The following is a 15691-nucleotide window of genomic DNA, read 5'->3' on the forward strand; positions in this document are numbered from 1 at the left end:
TTCGCGCCTGCGGTATTGCCAACTGGTGTCTGTTCAGAAATGAAGAAACCGCCCGAGCACTTGATTCCGCCGCAGGCGCAAGTCGAATCAGACGTGCTCCTGTTCACGGCGAAGCGTCCGGGCGGTGAGGTTTTCGGAGAGGCGTTAGCGGCACCCGTCTTCCGGCAAACCCGCCACCCATTCATCCCAGACTGCTTGCTGTGCAGCGTCGAGCAGTCCCCGCACGCCGCCAAACAACGTCATGCGGCAGACGCAGAGCGCCTGCAAGTAGGGTGCGTTGGCGGGATTGCTGGCAATGGCTTGCTGCGTGCTGTCATTGATCGCTTGCAGCCGCTCCTGCGCTTGCGCGCGCGTCAGTTCGCCGTTGCGCACCGCCTGCATGATCTCACGACGTTGGGCATTGGCAGCGTCGATCAACTCCTGATTGGCAGCGCGCAGATTCTCCAGGGGTTCCTGAGCGCATTCCCGGTGCGCCGTCAGCAGGACGCGCACTTGCTCCATTTGCTCCCGGGAAGCTCCCAGTTCGCGCAGAATCTTGCCGAGGTGGGCGCCGGGGCCAAACGGACGGTCGGGCTTGCGGTGGAAGCGGCCGCCCGGGAAGACCGGCGCGCACGCCATTTCTTGATCGAGCGTGACTGCCGACACATTCGCCAGAAAATCATCAAAGCCGGCCACGGCAAAATCCGCGGAGTTGAGATCCGCGGTCATGCCGTGATCTTCCGGACCGACGTTCTGCTGGCAGGCTGTGAAGCCGGCGGCCAACAGCAACAAAAAGAGAGTTTTCAATTGGGATGAAAACCGCATCGTTGTCTCCCATGGTTGGAAGGGTGATACAGAGGATATGCGGCCGGCGATCGGCCGCGTTCAGATTGCTGCACGCTGCACCTGCGCGAGCAGCTTTGTTGCCTGCTCATTCAGCGACTCACTCCGGCTCGGGAGGCGGCACCTCTTCCCCGCCCGGCGGCAACGCAAGCTCGCTGTCCGGCGGCGGCCAGTCACGGTTGGGTGACCGGCGGCCCAAGGGACCGGCCATGCGCTGAAACTTCTCGCGTTGCTCCGGGGTCAGGATTTGTTCGATCTCGGCGCGCATCTGGCGCATCAGTTCGTGCATCGGCGGCCGCACTTGCCGCAGATGTTCCTGAATTTGGCCGCGGTATTTGGCGAAGATGGCGGCGATTTGCTCACGCTGCGCCTCGCTGAGATCCATGCGCCGCTGCAATTCCTTCAAATTGGGAAAGGGGCGCGGGTCCAGGCGCGGCCGCATCATGCCGTGCTCGAACGGCAGTGGCGGCGGGCCGAATTGCCGCACCACGATGGCGCCGGTCAAAACGCCGGCGGCAAAGGTCAACACAAATGCCGCAATTACCCAAAAATTCTGTTTCATTTGGTCATCCGGCTTCATGGTTGCTGCTCATTCGCGCTCAACATCAATTCCAGCATCGCCTGCTGCATTTGTTCTTCGGTGGTGGCGGAAAACAGCGCAGTCTCGGGCGCATCGATCACGTCCTCCGTCAAGTTCACGCTGGAAGTGGCGGTGGTTTCGCCGCGCAGCAGCAGGAACAGCACCGCCAGAACCGCCACCGCCGGCGCCAGCCAACGCACCAACCGTTCACTAACCGGCACCCAAATGCTTCGCGGCGCCGCCGGCTCCGTTAACGCGCGGACGAGCTGCATCTGTTGCGCGAGGGTCGGCTGCACGCGTTGATGGCCGGCCTGCATGGCCGTGAGCAGTTGCTGCAGTTGCGCGGCGCGCTCCCGGCAGGCGTGGCATGCGGCCAGATGCTCCTGCACCGTGTACGCCGGCGCGCCCTCCAGCTCCGCGCGCTGCCAGGCCCACAAGGTGGCATCATCGACATGAGAAGTTTTGGCATCACTTGCTTGCATGGGAAGCCTCCTCGGCATAGGCTTTCATTTTCCGGCTCAGAATTTGGCGCGCTTCGAATAGCCGCGATTTCACCAGCTTGACGTCGATCCCGCTGATGCTGGCGATTTCCTCGTAGGCCAGACCTTCGAGATCCCGCAAGACCACCAACTCGCGGTGTTTCGGTTTGAGCTGTTGAATCTCGTGATGCAATCGCCGTTGCAGCTCCTCCGCTTCGATTTGCTCGGAGACCGGCCGCGCGTCTTCGGGAAGGTTGTCCACCACCGCGGTGGGCAGTGCCTGCAGGGAAAACCAGCGCTTGCGTTTGCGCCGGCGCAACTCATCACGGCAGTGATTGAGCGTGATCTCATAGATCCAGGTGAACAGGGCCGCCCGTCCTTCGAAGCGGTCGCAGCGCCGCAGAATCTTGACGAAAATATCCTGCACGGCATCATCGACCTCACGGTTGCCCAGCAGGGAAACACAAATGCGCAAGACCGCCGGCTGATACCGCTTGACCAATTCCGCCAGCGCCTCCGGCTGGCTGGCGCGGCAACCGGCAATCAAGTCGGTTTCAGAGTTGGTTGCGGCTGCCGCGCTGTTGTACGGTTCCAAAGACACGTTCGGCAGTTCCGTTTTTTTGATGACGGTGTCGCGCAAAAGCCTGTTCCTGCATTCATCTGCTGCAGACTGCCCTCCCGGGCCGACCCGCTTGGGAAATGCGGCAAGACTCAACGTTGCTTGTGCGGCCTGCCATGCGGCTGGAACTTCCGCCGCCACGCCGAGTCTTGCCCGGACTCCTGCTCTCAAGAAAGAGTGCTCTCAGTCATCGAGATCCCACATGCCGGGACGGCCGTGCGGACCCCAGCCCTCGCCTCTGCCCATGCCCGGGCCGTCATGACAGCGACCGAATCCAGGGCCGAAACCGGGGCCTTCGCCCCACGGCCGCAGGTCCTTCGCTTTCTTGCGTTGCTCCGGGGTCAGCACTTTTTGCATTTCCAGAAAAGTGGTCACATGGTTGCGCATGGCCGCCTCCCGCAGCTTGCTCAGCTCGGCGAGTTTGGCCTCGATTTGCTTTTGATCGGGCGAATCAGCCTGCATCAGCTCATGCAGCTCGAGGCGGGCCAGTTGCAGCTTGGCGCGCTGATCGATGTTCTGCTTGTGGGCGGCCAGCTTGAGCTGCCGGATCTTTTCCTGCTGCTCGGCACTCAGGCCCAGTTCCTCGGTGAGGTCTTTGCGCTGTTGCATGCGCTCCGGGCCGCCGCGCATGCCCATCCGCGGTTGCGCCGGCAGCAAACCGGCGCTCAACACCAAAACCGCCAGGGCGCCGGTGAAAACGTGGGGAAAGCGTTTCATGGTAATCTCTCCTCGTTGGGATGAATGGCCTCAAACGCGCGAGGCTCGTTTCATGGGTTTTGTCCTGTTTGACGCACGCTCCCGGAGAAAGTTGGAAGTGCAGCCGGCAGGAAAATGGCGGGCGCGTCAGCCGGCGTCGTGGGGGGGAAAGCCTTCAATTGCGATAGGGCACTTGGGCAACAATGCGCGTGCCTTGGCCGGGCGCGGTCAGGATTTCACAAGTGCCGCCCAGTTTTTCGGCGCGGCTGCGCATGCTGTGCAGGCCGTTGCCCTCGCGCGCGAGCGCCGGATCAAATCCTCGCCCCTGATCCGCAATCTCCACCACGAGCTGATTGCCGTTGGCGCCGATCTTCACTGACACACTCGGGCTGCCGGAGTATTTCGTCGTGTTGTGCAATGCTTCTTTGGCAATGAGCAGGAGATTGCGCCGCACCTCGGCATGCAGCTTGGACCCGGCAAGCTGCCGCGTGACTTCGAATTGCAGGGCGATGTTCCGGGCGCTGCAGACTTCGCCCGCAAACGCCTTGAGGCGGCGCTGCAACGCTTCCACGGAATCATGCTTGGGATTGATCGACCACACCACGTCGCTCATCGCTGCCGACAGCTCGCGCGCCACTTCGCCGACGCGCGTCAGCGAACCGGCCAACTCTTGCAGGGCCGCGGCTTGCAGCTCCGCTTCCGGCGCGGCCGCCGCATTGCCCTCCCTCGCCTCCTGTGCCAGGAACCGCTGTACGCTTTTCTTGTGCAGCGCCACTTGCGAGAGCAGGCCGATATGCGTCAAGCCCGCGCCGATGTCATCATGCAAATCGAGCGCAATGCGCGAGCGGATCTTCTCGATCGCCAGCAGCCGGTCGAGACGCACGACGTGAACGGCATACAGAATGCTGGCGAGCAGCACCGCACAGAAGGTGAGAAACCACCAGCGTTGCCAGAACGGCGGTTGAATCGTAAAAGTCAGGCTGGCGGGTTGGGCGCTGGCCACGCCCTCGGCATTGAGCGCCATGACTTCGAAGGTGTAGGCGCCCGGTCGCAAAGAGGCAAACGTCACGACGCGTTGATCCGTCGGTTCCTGCCAATTCTCGTGCAAGCCGCGCAGACGGTAGCGATAGCGCACCGCGGCCTCGTCTTTGAAACTGATGCCGTTGAATTCGATCGTGCAAAGGTTTTGGTCGTGGGAAAACTCCAGCTCCGGGGCCGGTGTTTGATTCTTGCCGTTGACGCGCAGGTTGGTGAGATAGATCAACGGCGGGGCACTCGTGGCGTGACGGTCGCGGTTTTGGTAGACGACCAGTTCATTGTAGCTCACGCCCCAAATCATGCCGCCCGGCGCCACGCCGATCGAACCGAAATACTGGCCGGACAGCGGCTGCGGCGTGTGCAGCGTCCGTTGCGGCGCGGGCGTGTAGTACTGCATGCCCAGCGAGGTGGCCAGCCACATGCGGCCTTCTTCGTCCTCCGCGAAGCCCCAGACGGCATTGCTCAGCAAACCCTCGCGGGTGGAGAGAATTTGGATTTGCCCGTCCCGGTAAATGCCGGCGCCGCCCATGCGCGTGGCGATCCAGATTTCACCGTTGCTGTGTTCGGCAATCATGCGAATGCCGTCATCGGGCAGGCCTTCCGTCTTGGTGAGCTTGCGCTCGAACCGCAGCGTGTCCTGTTCGACGCGGTAGATGGTAATGCCGTTGCCGAAACCGCCGAGCCACAGACGGTCGTGCCGGTCGCGCCAGATCGCACGAATCGTGCCTTCGGGCAGGCCTTTTTCGATGGAATAGAAACCGCGGCGCACCGGCCCGCGCAGATCGACATGCGCGAGGCCGGTGCCGCGCAGGCTGCACCAAAGCTGGTTTTCGTGGTCGATGTGAAAAGCGATGGGAAAGCCGGCCGGCAGCTCGCGGCCCGGCCGCAACACGTGCGTGCGCTGCAACCGGGAGGGCTGATTGCCATTGGCGTGAATCGCATAACCGCAGAGGCCGCCGTCATTGTAGCCGATCCACAGCGTGCTGTCAGCGCCAAAATCCGCCTGCCACAACCGGCCGGTGAGATTGGCGCGATCAACGCGGTGCAAGACCGTTTGCCAGTTGCCGAGATGCGGCTGCCAGATTTCCCACACACCCTCGGGCGTGAGCAGGAAGAGGCGGCCGCGGCGGTCGACCACGGCGGCGCGGTTCATCACGTCGGCGCGCAAATTCTCAAACGGAAAAGTGAAATAATGGCGCTCGGCCAGTTTGAACAGGCCACGGGTGCGGCCGCCAAACCACAGATTGTTTTCGCGATCGCGCAGGCAGGCAATCACCGTAATCTCCGGCAGCCCGTTGGCCACCGAATAATGCGTGAGTGCGCCCGTTGCAAAATCCTCCCGCGCGAGCCGAACGATTCCCGAGGACGAAGTGATCCACAGCCCTCCCTCGCCGTCAGCGAGCATGCCGTTCACTTCCGCGACGGGCAGTTGCCGCTTGGCGATCACGCGATCACCGCGCACGCGACAGACCAGGCCGCGGTGCGTCGCCAGCCAGAGATCGCCGGCTTCCTCTTCCACCAGACACACCGGAATCTCCGCGCCGAGATGCAGATCGAGCGGCTGCGTTGCACCAGTTTGGGGTTGGTAACGGAACAAACCGCGCATCGTGCTGATCCAAATCAGTCCGTCCCTGGTTGGCGCAATGAACGGCACCCAGCCTTGCGAGCTGTCCGCCAGGAAGGGCCGGACGCTGTCCGCGAGCACTTGATAGACGCCGTTGTTGGTGCCGCACCACAAGATGCCGCGCTCATCTTCATACATCGTGCTGACGGTATTGGCGCCGGGGCGCGCCCCCAACCGGCGGCTGGTGAATTTGCCGTTCTGCATTTTCACCACGCCGGCGCCATGCGTGCCGATCCACATGGTGCCGGGCGCGCGGCGGCTTTCATGGATCGACCAAACGTGGCTGACCGGCAGGCCGTCACCCACGGTGTAGTTGCGGAAGCGGACGCCGTCATACACCGACACGCCTTCATCGCTGGTTACCCACAGATAACCGCGCGAATCTTGGAGAATCGAGGTGATCCAAACCGAGGACAAGCCGTTCTTCAGAGAATAAAGTTGAAACGGCAAGATTTGGGGATGCAGCCGCGCGGCGTGCCCGAGCAGGAACACCAAAACCGCGGCCGAGAGGCGTGGCAGAATTCGCATCTTGTTTTTCACAGGGAACAGGTATTGTTGCAACGGTGTGGCAGCACAGGCGATCTTCCGGAGCATTGCCGTCAGCCGGGCGGAGAAGCGTTGCGCCCTCCGGCCGCGCACGCGCCGCGGCAGCCTCACTCCGAGCGGCTGGTGTTGATGCCCAGCTTGCGCATGCGCGACCACAGCGTGGAGCGGTTGATGCCGAGCAGTTGCGCCGCGCCTTTCGGGCCGGCAAGCACGCCGCCGGATTTCTCCAGGGCCTGCAGAATGTGGCGGCGCTCCGCTTCCTCCAGCGTGGCGAAATTTTCCCCGCCGGCGCGCGCCGGCCCGGCCAGGCCGAGGTGTTCCTCCTGCAGCACTCTCCCCTGGCAGAGAATCACTGCGCGTTCGATGATATTGGCCAACTCGCGCACGTTGCCGGGCCAGTCATAACGACTGAGCCGCTCCGCCGCCGCCGGGCTGAGGCCGGCAATGCGCTTGCTCAAGCGGCGCGCGAACTGTTGCAGGAAATAATCCGCCAGCAGGGGAATGTCATCGCGGCGCTCGCGCAACGGCGGAATGGGAATGGGAAAGATGTTGAGCCGATAAAACAAATCCGCGCGAAAGGCGCCGCGCTGCACTTCTTCCTGCAAATCGCGGTTGGTGGCGGCGATCACGCGCACGTTCACCTGCAAGGTTTGGGTGCCGCCGACGCGTTCGAACGTTTGCTCCTGCAGCACGCGCAGCAGCTTGACCTGGGTTTCGAGCGGCAGCTCGCCGATTTCATCGAGAAAGAGCGTGCTCTTGTGGGCCAGTTCGAAGCGGCCTTTTTTCTGCGCCGTGGCGCCGGTAAACGCGCCTTTTTCATGGCCGAACAGCTCGCTCTCCACCAGCCCGGCCGGCAGCGCGCCGCAATTGACGGTAACCATGAATTGCTCCTTGCGGCTGCTGCGCTGATGAATTGCGCGCGCAATCAGTTCCTTGCCGGTGCCGGTTTCGCCCAGCAACATCACCGTGGTGCCGGTCGCCGCCACCATTTCGATGCTTTGATAAACCTGGCGCATGGCCGGCGAACCGCCGATAATGTCGCCGAAATTGTATTCACGGCGCTGCTGTTCCTCGCGCAGGTAGAGATTTTGATTCTGCAGTTGCGCCAGCGCTTCTTCCGCCTGTTTGCGTTCGTTGATGTCGCGCAGGATGATGGTGAAGAGATCCTGCTGGCCGCCCTCCACCCGCGAAATCGTGGCCTCCACCGGAAAGGCCTCGCCGTCTTGGCGCAGCGCGGTCAACCCCGCCGGCGCCCAGAGATATTTTTGCGGCCGCGCCGAGGCGGGCGCCTGCATGTAGTTGTGCAGCAGCGCCAGAAACCCCTCGGACAGAAAGCCCTCCAGGCGCTGTCCCTTCATCTCCGCGGATTGGCAGCGAAAAACCTTCTCCGCCGCCTCATTGCACATCACCACCTGCATCCGGCTGTCGATGGTGATGATGGCATCCATGGCGGATTCAAAAATGCGCATCACCCGCGCTTCACTGGCGCGCAACGCCGCCGCCGCCGCCCGGCGATGCAGCGAATTCGCGATGATCTCACTGACGATGCTCAACCGGCGAACGTCCTCCTCCGCCCAGGCCTTTTCCGTGCGCACCGAATCGAAGCCCAGGAAGCCCATCACCTTGCCGCCCAGCACCAGCGGCACGTTGAGCAACGATTGAATGCCCTGCTCCTGCCAATGCAGTTTTTCCGCCTCGGCTGCGACGGGCAGCGAAGCCACGCGCGGCACGAACAGCGTCTCGCGACTGAGGATCCGGCGCGCCACCCACGGCAACTGGTCGAACGCGAGATTCTGCAGGTGGTGAATCTGCGGGGACACGCCGGGAGCGCACCACTCATGCGTGTTGCGCGCGCGCCGGCCTTCTTCGAACAAAAGGAACAGATAGCTGCGGTCCACGCCTTCGAATTCGCCGAGCCGGCGCAGCGCATAGTCGATGCCCGCCTCGATCTCCGCCTCATCGAGATTGATGAAATGGGTGGAAATGTCGCCGATCATCTTCTCGATCGCCAGACGCTCGTGCAACGCCCGTTCGGCTTGTTTGCGCGCGGTGATGTCGACCAGAAAGGATTGCGTGAAGATCAGCTCGCCCTGCTCGTCGAAAGTGCCCTCCGCGGAGAGCAGCACCTCGATCAGCCCGCCGTCCTTCTTGAGGAATTGCAGCTCGAGATTCTCGGCCTTGCCGGTCTGCAGAAACTGTTCACGGAAATGATAGTCGATGGCGAAGCGTGCCGATTGCTCGGTCTGAAATTCCGCCACCGGCCGGCCCAGCACTTCCTCCCGGGTGTAGCCCATGACGTTGAGCCAGTGTTGATTGACGCTCACCAGCCGCGCATGCTTGTCGAGCGAGTGCAGCATGATCGGCGTCTGATGGTACAGGATGCGGTAGCGCTCCTCGTTTTTCCGCAGCATCACTTCCGCCCGCTTGCGGTTTTCGATCTCCTGCTGCAAGCTGGCGTTCAAGGCCGACAATTCCGCGGTGCGCTCGGCCACCCGTGCTTCCAGCTCGGCGGCATGGCGCGCGATGTGCTCAAGCAGCCGCGCCTGGCTCAGCGCCACGGCCAGGTTGGTCGCCACCTCCTGCGCGATTTCGACGTGCTCGGCCTGCAAGGCATGCGGTTGGTCCACGCCCACGTTCAAAACGCCGATCAGCTCGCCCTGCGCCAGCAGCGGCACATTGAGGTAGGAACGCACGCCCTCGTGGCGCACGCCGAGGCCGCCGGGATCCGGCGCGACTTCATTGACGTCCCTCACGACTCGCGGCCGGCCGGCGGCCAACGCCGCAATATCGCCGAACGCGGCCAGCGGCAGGCGGGTGCCCACGCCCATTTGCGTCGGCGCCGTGGTGCGAATGGCGATCAAGGTGGCCTCGCCCGCCGATTGATCGAACACCGCCACGCTGGCGCGCACGCACGGAATCAAATCGTGCATGTGGCGCATGGCGGCGGCCGCGATTTCCTGCGGCGAGTGCGCCGCGAGAATGGCGTGGTCGATTTCCTGCAGCGTCTTCAGCCGCCGGTTGGCCTGGCGCAGCGCTTCTTCGGCGCGCTTGCGCGCGGTGATGTCACGCTGGATGCCGAAATGGCCGGTGATGCGGCCGTCCTGATCATAGAAGCACAGGTAATCGCCTTCGATCCAAATCGGCGTGCCATCCAGGCGGCGTTCATCGGTTTCGAGGTGCAGGTGGCCGGCATCGAAGAACGCGCGCCAGATCCGGCGGCCGTAGGGGAGATCGTGCGCATAGAAATCATTGGGGGTCAGGCCGAGAAACTGCGCTTCGGCTGCGCCGTATTGCGCCAGCATCGCCTCGTTGACCTTGGTCATGCGCTGGTGGGCGAAGACATAATCGAGCACTTCTTCCTTGTTCACGGTGTCGTCCCAGCGCACCGGTTCATCCAACATCATGAAGAAGAAGCCGTCGAGCGATTGCGCGAAGAACAGCTCGAGCAAGTCTGCGTCCTGGCGCAGCGCAGGCAGGCGTGGAAACGGGCGGCGGGATTGGGCGGGGCGGGCTTTGGTCGCCTGGCTCATGAGTGCAAAACGATTTGATAGACGCGAATGGGGTCTTTTTTTCCTTTCACGGTGAGTGGTTCGAACTCACGCGCTTGTACCACGTCTTTCACCTTCTGATACACCGGCTCGCTGATGAGAATGGAATTGGGATAATCCTTGGTGATCGTCTCGATGCGCTTGCCGGTGTTGACCGTGTCGCCGGTCAGGGCGTAGTCGATCTTGTGCTCCGAGCCGAGATTGCCGGCGATCACTTCGCCGTAGTTGATGCCGATGCCGATCGGCGTGTTGCGGCCGAGGCGATCGCGGTATTTTTGATTGAGCAGCTCCAGCCGCCGCATCATTTCGATGGCGCAGAACACCGCGCTCTTTTCCATGTCGGGAATGGCGACCGGCGCGCCGAAGGCGGCAAAGATTTCGTCGCCGACGTATTGAATCACCGTGCCGTTGTGGCGCTTGACGGCCTCGGACATGATCGAGTAGTAGTCATTGAGAAACGACACGACTTCCTTGGGGGAGAGTTGTTCGCTCATCGGCGTGAAGCCGCGGATGTCGCAAAACAGAATCGCGATGGTCTTCAATTCGCCCGCAAATATCGACTCCTCCGAAGATTTCAGCGTCTTTTCCACCACCACCTCGGGCACGTATTTGCGAAACAAGCGCAGCGTCTTTTCCTGCACCTCGACGGTTTCCTGCAGCCGCGCCAGCAGCGCCCGGTTGTTCCTCATCAGCTCCGACAATTGGCGCGCGTTTTCGATCGTCATGCGCAGGTCGTTCTCGTCCCACGGCTTGGTGATGTAGCGAAAAACCCGGCCGGTGTTGATCGCGCCGATGATGGCCTCGACGTCGCTGAAGCCGGTGAGGATCATGCGGATGGTGTCGGGATATTCCGGCAAAACGCGCTCGAGAAACTGGATGCCGGTCATGCGCGGCATGCGCTGGTCGGTGATGATGAGATCGATATTGTGGCGGCGAATGATCTCCAGGCCCTCCTCTCCGCTCAGCGCGGTGAAGATTTCATACTCCCGCCGAAAAACCGCTTTGAACGAGATGAGATTGTGCTCTTCATCATCAACGTACAGTATGGTGAAATTTTTCTTTTCCATGCCATTCGTCCCGTGCTGAAACAATCGGTACCAACCGACCGGGAGGTGCCGCCCTCAAGAGGCGAACACTCCCGGAAAAAACCGGCGTCTGCGCGGCCCGCCGGAGATTTGTTTGCAGCCTGCCGGTACCGGAGATCGCAGAGAACGCCGCCGGCAACGCAGCCGGCTGCCGGTGCTATAGTGACTTGCGCGCCGGCCTGGCCGCCGCGGTGGCGGAGGGCCTGGCCGGCAAAGTGATGACAAACTCGCTGCCCTCGCCGGGGGTGCTGTAGACCTCGATGTTACCGTCGTGGTCTTCGACAATGCCGTAGGTGATCGCCAAGCCCAGGCCGGTGCCCTCGCCGACATCCTTGGTGGTGAAGAACGGCTCGAAAATGCGGCGCTTCACTTCTTCGCTCATGCCCTGGCCGGTGTCGCGAATCGACACCGTCACGATCTCGCCGTCAAAAGCGGTTTTGATGTAAATCCTGCCGGTGCCCACGATGGCCTGGCTGGCATTGGCGAGCAGGTTCATGAATGCTTGATTGAGTTTGCCGGGGAAGCAGGGAATCTCGGGCAGTTGGCCGAAATCCTTGACGACTTCGACGCGATTTTTGAGCTGATGTTTCAGCATGAGCAAAGCCGATTCCAGGCATTTGTTGACGTCGGCCAGCTTGCGTTCATCTTCATCCAACCGGGTGAAATTGCGCAACCCCTTCACGATTTCCGTGGTGCGCTGCGCCCCCTCTTGAATGCCATTGAGCAGACTGTTGATCTCCTCCTGCAAAAAAGAAAACTCCAGCTCCTGCTTCAACTGTTCGAGGCGGCGGAATCGATCTTCCAACTGATTTGCCTTGACCGTGGCCTCGTATTCCGTCAACAGCGTGAGCAAATCACCCACGTCGCGCCGCAACGGATTGATGTTGGAAGAGACGAAGTTGATGGGATTGTTGATCTCATGGGCGATGCCGGCGGTGAGCTGGCCGAGCGAAGCCATCCGCTCGGATTGCACGAGCTGCTGTTGCGCCTTCTGCAGTTGGTGCATGGTGCGCTCCAGCTCACGGTTCTTGTGCTCAATTTCGGCGTTCTGCCGCGCCAGACGGCTGGACTTCTCCTCCAGCTCGCGGTTGGTGGCCTGCAGTTCGGCCTGCTGTTCCTGCAATCGGTCGGCCTGTCCCTGCATTTTTTCGCGCGCTTCCCGCAGCGCGCGGGTCATGGTGTTGAAGGATTGGGAGAGGTTGCCGATTTCATCCTGGCCGGGGCGATCCAATTGCACGTCGAGATTGCCCTGCGCCACGCTGCGCGCCGCGGTCACGAGATGGCGCACCGGCACGGCGATCAAGCGTGCCAGGCCGGCGGCGATGAAAGCGGAGACCAGCACGGTGATGATCAGCAGCGTGCGCGTAATCGCGCGGGTGGAGGAGTAGGTCAAATCCGCGCGCCGGGCGGCGGCATAGGCGTCGCGGCGGTTGGCCTCGACCAGCGCCTCCAAATCCGCGCTGAAATCATCGAACACCTGTTGCGCCGCGCCGTTCAACAAATCGACTGCCTCCCGCATGCGGCGTTTGTCCAGAAATTCGAAGAAAGCGAAGCTCAGGTCCTGGTAGAGTTCCCATTTGCGATCGAAGGCGCGGTAGAGGCTGTCCTGCTCGGGGGAATAATAGCTCAGCGCTTCGGATTCGGCTTTGAGCTGGACGTAGGTATCGATGTTGGCGTTGATCTGGTCGATCAACGCGATCATCATTTCCTTCTGCCTCTGCTGCAGCGCCAGATTGGTGGTGAAGGCATGCTGCAACTGGCTGATGCGCAGTTCCGCCGAATTGAGACTGAGATCGGAGATGGCCAGCGCGGCGGGCAGGCGATTGGAAGTCACTTCGTCGATCTCGGCTTTGATCGCCGCCATCTTGTTGATGGCGAAAATGTTCACGCCCGCCATGATCGCCAAAATGACGCCGAAGCCCAGGGCCTGTTTGTAGCCCAATTTGAGATCACGCAGTTTCATGTGAAATTCGCGGCTCGTCGAATGTTCGTGCCCGCCGGCTCAAGGCTCTGCGCCGGCAATGGTGAGAACGGCCTTCACGCCTGCCTGGATTTTGGCCTTGCTGATGAAGCCGATCGCGCCGCGCGTGGCCGCCACCTTGCGCACCATCTCCTCCTCCGAGGCCAGCGCCTGCGGCGGCTCGCCCTCACCCATCAGCAGTTTCTTCAGCCAAATCGACTTCATGCGCGAAGGGCTTTTGCCCAGAAATCTGTAGAACAACTCCTTCACGTCCGACTGCGGCTTCAGATCGAATATCACCACCGGCGTCTTGTCGCTCCACTTCTTCACTTCGCCCGAATAGAAATCGAGAAGCTGGGCGTGCGACAGCGAATCCGCCGGCGCCTCCTTGTGAACGATGACCACGATTTGGGCGCCCGCCCCGCCCGCACTCGCCAGCAGCCACAACCCGATCACGATAACTGCGTTCTTCATTGGGATCACCCTTGCCGTCAAGCACCGTCAACTCAAAAGACCACTGAGACCGCGAGGTAGTAGTAGTCCGCGAGGTCTTTCACCGGCTCCGGCTTGGTGGCATCGAACCGCACGCGGGCATACTGCGCCTTCAGCCAAACCCCCTCGCGAAAATCGTAGGCCACGCCCACGGTCGGAACCGTGAGTTCGCGATCCGCCACCGGCAGGGCCTTCTCCTGCGTGATCCAATAGCCCAGGTAGGCGTAGAGCCGCTCGGAAAGCTGGTAGCCCGCCGTGCCGTAATAGAAATTCCTGCTCAAATCCAGAATCGGATTGTCATCGTCATAGCTCACCCGCACGAATTCCGACTCCCACATGAATTTGCCGAGGGTGAGGCACAAGTCACCGCCCAAGCGAATGCGCGAGACGCTCTCGGTCTCATCCTGACTGATGCCGGGCGGCAGCTCCGCCTTCTGCAGGTCCAATTCATCAAAACTGGCGGAAACGCCCAGTTTGATCACGTTGGACCGGAAGCCGAGACGGCCACCCACCAGAAAAGACTTCGTGGTGTCCACTCCGGTTTGCCCGTAGCGCGGGTCCTGGTTGATGTTCGGGCTGTCGCCCACAAAAACGGCGTGGTCAAGTTTCCAATTGCGCCAGGGGATGAAGCCATAAGCCTGTACGAACGCGCGCGTCGGCAGAAATTCACTCAGCGCAATCACTTCGTTGAGCGAGGCTTCATAAATCAGCGGCCGGATGATGTAAGGCAGCAGCGGGGTGCGGTTCTTGATCTCATTGAGATTGTTGAAAGTCGGCACCTGCAATCCCAGCTTCACCTTGAACTGCCGGCTGGCATGATAGCTCACCCACGCCTCTTCCAGGCTGAGCACACCCCAATTGCGGAAGGAGGAGTAGGTATTCACGAACTCGACGTTGACGAAAGCCCTCCAGTTGGTGGTGAGATCGCGCTGCAGAAACAGATTGAGCTGCTGCAGGTTGAACGAGTTGGCCTCAACCGGCCTGGCCACCACTTTGTTGTGGCCGAGCGAAGCCTGAAAGTAGCCGAAGATGTTGAGCTCCCGCTCCGCCGTCTGGGCGTGCAACCGGGCGAGGCCGCACAGCAACGACAGGGCAAGCACCGGCAATGTCATGCGCATCATAGTATCCCATCCTCTCCCTGAACCAGGTGGTGAGTGCAGTGTGACGCGAGTGGCAAAAACTATTCAAGTTTTTCAGGAAAGTCAAGGCAGGCGGGCAAACTTGTCTGCTGTTACCTTTGAGTGGCACCTCCACCTCCCTGTCATCCCGCATGGAACTCGTGGGGACTTGAACCCACTTGCTGCCATTTACACGACTGTGAGGTAACAGCACCCGGGCCGCGCGGCAGGAAATGGTGCAGGCGGCGCAGCAATGCCGGTCAAACGGCCGGCGGTTGTGCAATGTCGAGGCCGTCGCGCAGTGACTGCACAAACGCGGCGATTTTCTGCCGGCCGGCAGGCTGCCATCCGTATTTTTCGATCTCATTGAGCAGGGCACTGCCGACGATCACACCGTCACAGTAAGACGCCAGCAGGCGCGCATCCGCCGCGTTGGCAACGCCGAATCCGACCAGCACCGGATGCCGCAGCGCACGCCTGAGCCGCTGCAGAAATTCCACCGTCGCGGCCGCCACTGCGCTGCGCGCGCCGGTGACGCCGGTGATCGAAACGGCGTAGACGAAGCTCGTGGTCAATTCTTCCACGAGCTGCAGCCGGTCAGGCGAGGTATTGGGCGAAACCAAATAGATCAGGCTGAGGCCCGCCGCCACCGCCGCGGCCTGCAACGGCCGGCTTTCCTCCGGCGGCAAGTCCGGAATGATCAGACCTTGCGCGCCCGCTTGCGCGGCCGCACGCACGAATTGCTCCGGCCCGAATTTGAAAATGGGATTATAGTAGCCCATCAGAATCACCGGCGGCCGCAGCCGCGGCGTGACTTCGGCCGTGAGCTGCAATACTTTCCTGAGCGTCATGCCGTTTTGCAGGGCAATCTGCGAGCTGCGTTGAATCGTCGGCCCGTCCGCGAGCGGATCGGAAAAGGGCATGCCGAGTTCGATCAAATCCGCGCCGTTGTCATCCAACAATTGCAACAGCGGCGCAGTGTCCGCCGGCGCGGGAAATCCCGCGGTTAGAAACAGCGAGAGCAGCTTGCGTTCGCGCGCCGGGCCGTTGGTGAAATACTCTTGCAACTGCAGCATCGCTTTTT

12 protein-coding genes are annotated in these 15691 nt (G+C 61.7%); all 12 read right to left on the minus strand.

What is annotated here, in order from left to right:
* Positions 1-144: 144 nt before the first annotated feature.
* Positions 145-804 carry a hypothetical protein gene (locus L6R21_04740; protein MCK6558483.1) on the minus strand — a complete coding sequence of 220 codons (660 nt, stop codon included), beginning with the start codon at positions 802-804 and terminating at the stop codon, positions 145-147.
* Between the two features lie 118 nt (positions 805-922).
* On the minus strand, positions 923-1384 hold the full coding sequence (locus L6R21_04745) for a hypothetical protein (GenBank protein ID MCK6558484.1): 462 nt from the start codon (positions 1382-1384) through the stop codon (positions 923-925).
* 14 nt (positions 1385-1398) lie between these two features.
* Positions 1399-1884: a hypothetical protein gene (locus L6R21_04750; GenBank protein MCK6558485.1), complete on the minus strand. Its 486-nt coding sequence runs from the start codon at positions 1882-1884 to the stop codon at positions 1399-1401.
* Positions 1871-2482, minus strand: coding sequence for an RNA polymerase sigma factor (locus tag L6R21_04755; GenBank protein ID MCK6558486.1), 612 nt, complete (start codon positions 2480-2482; stop codon positions 1871-1873). Before L6R21_04755 ends, L6R21_04750 begins: the two co-directional genes overlap by 14 nt.
* Positions 2483-2683: 201 nt before the next feature.
* The gene (locus tag L6R21_04760; protein ID MCK6558487.1) at positions 2684-3217 is read right to left on the minus strand and encodes a Spy/CpxP family protein refolding chaperone; all 534 of its coding nucleotides are present in this window, start codon (positions 3215-3217) and stop codon (positions 2684-2686) included.
* 154 nt (positions 3218-3371) lie between these two features.
* Complete coding sequence (locus tag L6R21_04765) at positions 3372-6386, minus strand: hypothetical protein (protein MCK6558488.1); 3015 nt, start codon at positions 6384-6386, stop codon at positions 3372-3374.
* Between the two features lie 125 nt (positions 6387-6511).
* Positions 6512-9934 (minus strand): sigma 54-interacting transcriptional regulator, encoded by a 3423-nt coding sequence (locus L6R21_04770; GenBank protein ID MCK6558489.1) that lies wholly within the window; start codon positions 9932-9934, stop codon positions 6512-6514.
* Positions 9931-11019, minus strand: coding sequence for a response regulator (locus L6R21_04775; GenBank protein ID MCK6558490.1), 1089 nt, complete (start codon positions 11017-11019; stop codon positions 9931-9933). Before L6R21_04775 ends, L6R21_04770 begins: the two co-directional genes overlap by 4 nt.
* 175 nt (positions 11020-11194) lie before the next feature.
* The gene (locus L6R21_04780) at positions 11195-13000 is read right to left on the minus strand and encodes an ATP-binding protein (protein ID MCK6558491.1); all 1806 of its coding nucleotides are present in this window, start codon (positions 12998-13000) and stop codon (positions 11195-11197) included.
* Positions 13001-13039: 39 nt separating this feature from the next.
* Positions 13040-13471 (minus strand): substrate-binding domain-containing protein, encoded by a 432-nt coding sequence (locus L6R21_04785; GenBank protein MCK6558492.1) that lies wholly within the window; start codon positions 13469-13471, stop codon positions 13040-13042.
* 32 nt (positions 13472-13503) lie between these two features.
* On the minus strand, positions 13504-14610 hold the full coding sequence (locus L6R21_04790; protein MCK6558493.1) for a hypothetical protein: 1107 nt from the start codon (positions 14608-14610) through the stop codon (positions 13504-13506).
* A 257-nt stretch (positions 14611-14867) separates the two neighbouring features.
* Positions 14868-15683, minus strand: coding sequence for a tryptophan synthase subunit alpha (gene trpA, locus L6R21_04795; protein MCK6558494.1), 816 nt, complete (start codon positions 15681-15683; stop codon positions 14868-14870).
* Positions 15684-15691: the final 8 nt, after the last annotated feature.

It is taken from the genome of bacterium, from assembly GCA_023150945.1.
In the GTDB taxonomy this organism is placed as follows: Bacteria; Zhuqueibacterota; Zhuqueibacteria; order Zhuqueibacterales; family Zhuqueibacteraceae; genus Coneutiohabitans.

What these genes read in the sequence shown, in the direction of transcription:
- L6R21_04740 (MCK6558483.1), bottom strand. Translation starts at nt 804, where the DNA reads ATGCGGTTTTCATCCCAATTGAAAACTCTCTTTTTGTTGCTGTTGGCC.
- L6R21_04745 (MCK6558484.1), bottom strand. Translation starts at nt 1,384, where the DNA reads ATGAAACAGAATTTTTGGGTAATTGCGGCATTTGTGTTGACCTTTGCC.
- L6R21_04750 (MCK6558485.1), bottom strand. Translation starts at nt 1,884, where the DNA reads ATGCAAGCAAGTGATGCCAAAACTTCTCATGTCGATGATGCCACCTTG.
- L6R21_04760 (MCK6558487.1), bottom strand. Translation starts at nt 3,217, where the DNA reads ATGAAACGCTTTCCCCACGTTTTCACCGGCGCCCTGGCGGTTTTGGTG.
- L6R21_04765 (MCK6558488.1), bottom strand. Translation starts at nt 6,386, where the DNA reads ATGCGAATTCTGCCACGCCTCTCGGCCGCGGTTTTGGTGTTCCTGCTC.
- L6R21_04770 (MCK6558489.1), bottom strand. Translation starts at nt 9,934, where the DNA reads ATGAGCCAGGCGACCAAAGCCCGCCCCGCCCAATCCCGCCGCCCGTTT.
- L6R21_04775 (MCK6558490.1), bottom strand. Translation starts at nt 11,019, where the DNA reads ATGGAAAAGAAAAATTTCACCATACTGTACGTTGATGATGAAGAGCAC.
- L6R21_04780 (MCK6558491.1), bottom strand. Translation starts at nt 13,000, where the DNA reads ATGAAACTGCGTGATCTCAAATTGGGCTACAAACAGGCCCTGGGCTTC.
- L6R21_04785 (MCK6558492.1), bottom strand. Translation starts at nt 13,471, where the DNA reads ATGAAGAACGCAGTTATCGTGATCGGGTTGTGGCTGCTGGCGAGTGCG.
- L6R21_04790 (MCK6558493.1), bottom strand. Translation starts at nt 14,610, where the DNA reads ATGATGCGCATGACATTGCCGGTGCTTGCCCTGTCGTTGCTGTGCGGC.
- trpA (MCK6558494.1), bottom strand. Translation starts at nt 15,683, where the DNA reads ATGCTGCAGTTGCAAGAGTATTTCACCAACGGCCCGGCGCGCGAACGC.